Source organism: Rhizobium sp. SEMIA 4085 (genome assembly GCF_013004495.1).
GTDB classification, from domain to species: domain Bacteria; phylum Pseudomonadota; class Alphaproteobacteria; order Rhizobiales; family Rhizobiaceae; genus Rhizobium; species Rhizobium gallicum.
The window spans coordinates 1-2,964 of the sequence record NZ_JABEPH010000531.1 but is presented as its reverse complement, the minus strand read 5'-3'; the positions used below and the strand labels follow the sequence as shown (position 1 = coordinate 2,964).

Genomic DNA, 2,964 nt, shown 5'->3' with positions numbered 1-2,964 from the left:
CCATTTTGTTTTCCCAAGTTCACCGTCCTACGCCGCCGCCCGACTCCCGGCAGACGCCTATCTTAGCCTGCCCGCCGGGGCGCGGTGAGTGCTGATGGGCCACCCGTTCGGCGGCGCAGGGGTGTGGGCCGTCGCGAGGAACATTCCTGAAGTGCGCGCCGTTGCCACGATCGGTGCGCCAGCCGATGTCGGCCACGTGTTGAAGAATTTCGGGACGAGCCTCGAGGAAATCGAAAAAAGTGGTGTAGCCGAAGTGGATCTTGCCGGGCGTACGTTCCTTCTCAGCAAGCAATTTGTCGAGGACGCGCGTGCACACCGTCTCAAGGATGCGGTTGCGAGCCTGAAAAAGCCGCTCCTCATCCTTCACGCGCCGCTGGATGAGACGGTCGGAATAGAAAACGCCAACGAAATCTTCCTCGCGGCCAGACATCCCAAGAGCTTCATCTCGCTGGACAAGGCCGACCACCTGCTCACTGACATTGAGGACGCAGCCTTCGCCGGAAGGGTCATATCGGGATGGCTGCCCCGTTATCTTGCCGCCGACACGCCGCAGGGCACGGGGGTGATCGAACATGTCCGCGTGACGGAAACGGGCGAAGGCAAGTTCCAGAATTCGGTTCAGGCGGGCAGCCACCGGCTTTTCGCAGATGAACCCGGAAACCTGGGCGGGCTCGATACCGGGCCATCGCCCTATGATTTCCTGTCGATCGCACTTGGCGCCTGCACCTCGATGACGCTGCGTATCTATGCCGATCACAAGAAGCTGACGCTCGGGCGGATCGCCGTTGACGTCTCGCATGCAAAAATTCATGTCAAGGACTGCGAAGACTGCACCGAAGCGGAACGCCGCGGCAGCGGCAGGATAGATCGTTTCGAGCGCGTCATTTCCATCGATGGCGAGATCGGCGAGGAGCTTCGCAGCAAGATTGCTGAAATTGCCGACAAATGCCCGGTCCATCGCACGCTCGAAGCTGTGGCGAAGATAAAAACGATCGTGAAATAAGAAAGGTAGACAAGCGCCTCGCGGGCGCGCTTGGCTCTGGCGTCCGCCCGCGCGCGCCGTCACCATGGTGCTGCCTCCGCCCCCATTCTTCCTCTGGAGAGGGTTTAAGAAGGCACCGGTGCGGCTCGAGCCGTATGTGCTTGCGGGTGCTACAAGCAAAGGATCTGGGATTTCGCATCCACGCTTTCCAATGAAGTTCAGCCACCTGGAACAATGGGCACATCTGCGAGTTTGATTGCCACTTCACGAACGCGTGAAAAAAGGAAACTCCTATGACCGAACCCGTTTCATCCGTGGCGCACATTCATACGCGCGACGATAACCCCTACCTCAACGCAGCCTTCAACAAGGTCTCCTGGGGCGCCGTGTTCGCCGGCGTCGCAGTGGCACTTGTGGTTCAGATCCTGCTCAACCTCCTGGGTGCCGGCCTCGGCGCCGCCGTCATCGATCCCGCTTCGAGTGATAATCCGAGTGCGACAACGCTCTCGGTCAGCACGGCAATCTGGTTCGTCGTTAGCGGCCTCATCGCATCCTTTGCCGGCGGCTACATTGCCAGCCGGTTGTCCGGACGCCCCCTTCGTTCGACGGGATCTCTTCATGGCGTCACGTCGTGGGCCGTCACTACGCTCGTCGTCGTCTATCTTTTGACCACATCCGTCGGCGCTCTCGTCGGTGGCGTCTTCTCTGGTTTGGGCGGCATCGTCTCCAGCGCCGGATCCACGGTGGCCACAGCCGCCACGACTGCAGCGCCGGCACTTGCGACGGCCACCGATCCAATGGCTGGCGTCGAGCAGAGCATCCGCGACGCAAGTGGCGGCAACGATCCAGCAGCGCTGCGTGATGCCGCAGTCGCCTCCGTGCGCGCAGTTCTGACAGGCGACCAAACCAAGGCAGAAGAAGCACGCAATCGCGCTGCCGACGCCATCGCCCGAGCTCAGAACATTCCTGTCGATCAGGCCAAGCAGCAGGTCGCCCAGTACGAGCAGCAGTACAAGGACGCCGTTGCCCGGGCGAAGCAGCAGGCGACCGAGGCCGCCGAGACCGCAGCGACAGCGTTCTCGGCGGGCGCGATCCTGGCATTCATCGCTCTAGCCGTAGGTGCTATCGCGGCTTGGATCGGCGGCGCCGTCGGCACGACCCACGTCGTGCGGGACGAAGACGTCTACGTGACGCGCTGAATATTTAAGGCCCACGTAGACAAACCGCTCAACAGGGGCGACCCATTTGAAAGAGCGCTCTTGCGTGGGTTACTAAAACGGTCGTGGGGGGCCGAGCCCCTGCACGCTCCTTGCCCTGCGAATTTGGTCTGCACCTGGGATTTAAGGATCAGCTTCGCCTTGAGCGCCGTACCGGCCCGGCGCTTGCGAGTTCTGGAGTGCGGAACAGTTGGGTGCCGCTATCGTTATTGTTTGTTATGGAGGACGTCATGTCGAACGTTTCGAAGACAGGCACCGACGCGATCAACAATGCAACCAGCCCGACTACGTTTGGGCGTTCGGTCGAAAGCCAGGCGCAGATCGCTGACGCGGCCGCGCAGAGCGCGCCCGGCAGCGCTGGGGAACCACTCAGCATCTATCGTCTCGAACCGATCGCCGCACCGAACGATCCAAGATGGGCCAATTCTCCAGGACATGGAGTTGTCGTAGTGGCGGCAAGGACGCCAGGCGACGCACGGATCATCGCGGCGAGTCGCGAGCTGGACTTCATGGAGGTCGATGCCGCGCCTGCCGAAGACGTGACGACAGCTAATGCGAGTGCTTTCCGGGACGACAAGCTTTACACCGTGATCGAGATCGACCGTGATCGTACCGACGTTTCGCGCGGGATCCTGGATGGCGACGTCTCGGTCGATACGATCCGACCAGTGGAGCCGGACTGACGCGCTCCGATCCTCCCTCACTGAGATAAGCGGCCTTATCCTGTTCCGACAAAGTTGGTGAATACCTAATACCTTCCCGTAT

Annotated in this window: 2 protein-coding genes and 1 pseudogene; all 3 read left to right on the top strand. The window is 61.1% G+C overall.

The genetic code is table 11. From position 1 onward, the window contains the following. Positions 1-88 precede the first annotated feature (88 nt). Positions 89-1,003 (top strand): annotated as a pseudogene (locus C9413_RS30455) (bifunctional alpha/beta hydrolase/OsmC family protein); the annotation flags it as partial. A 272-nt stretch (positions 1,004-1,275) separates the two neighbouring features. Beyond that, positions 1,276-2,181 carry a hypothetical protein gene (locus C9413_RS30450; RefSeq protein WP_040115913.1) on the top strand — a complete coding sequence of 302 codons (906 nt, stop codon included), beginning with the start codon at positions 1,276-1,278 and terminating at the stop codon, positions 2,179-2,181. A 248-nt stretch (positions 2,182-2,429) separates the two neighbouring features. Then, positions 2,430-2,882 (top strand): hypothetical protein, encoded by a 453-nt coding sequence (locus C9413_RS30445; RefSeq protein ID WP_040116659.1) that lies wholly within the window; start codon positions 2,430-2,432, stop codon positions 2,880-2,882. Positions 2,883-2,964: the final 82 nt, after the last annotated feature.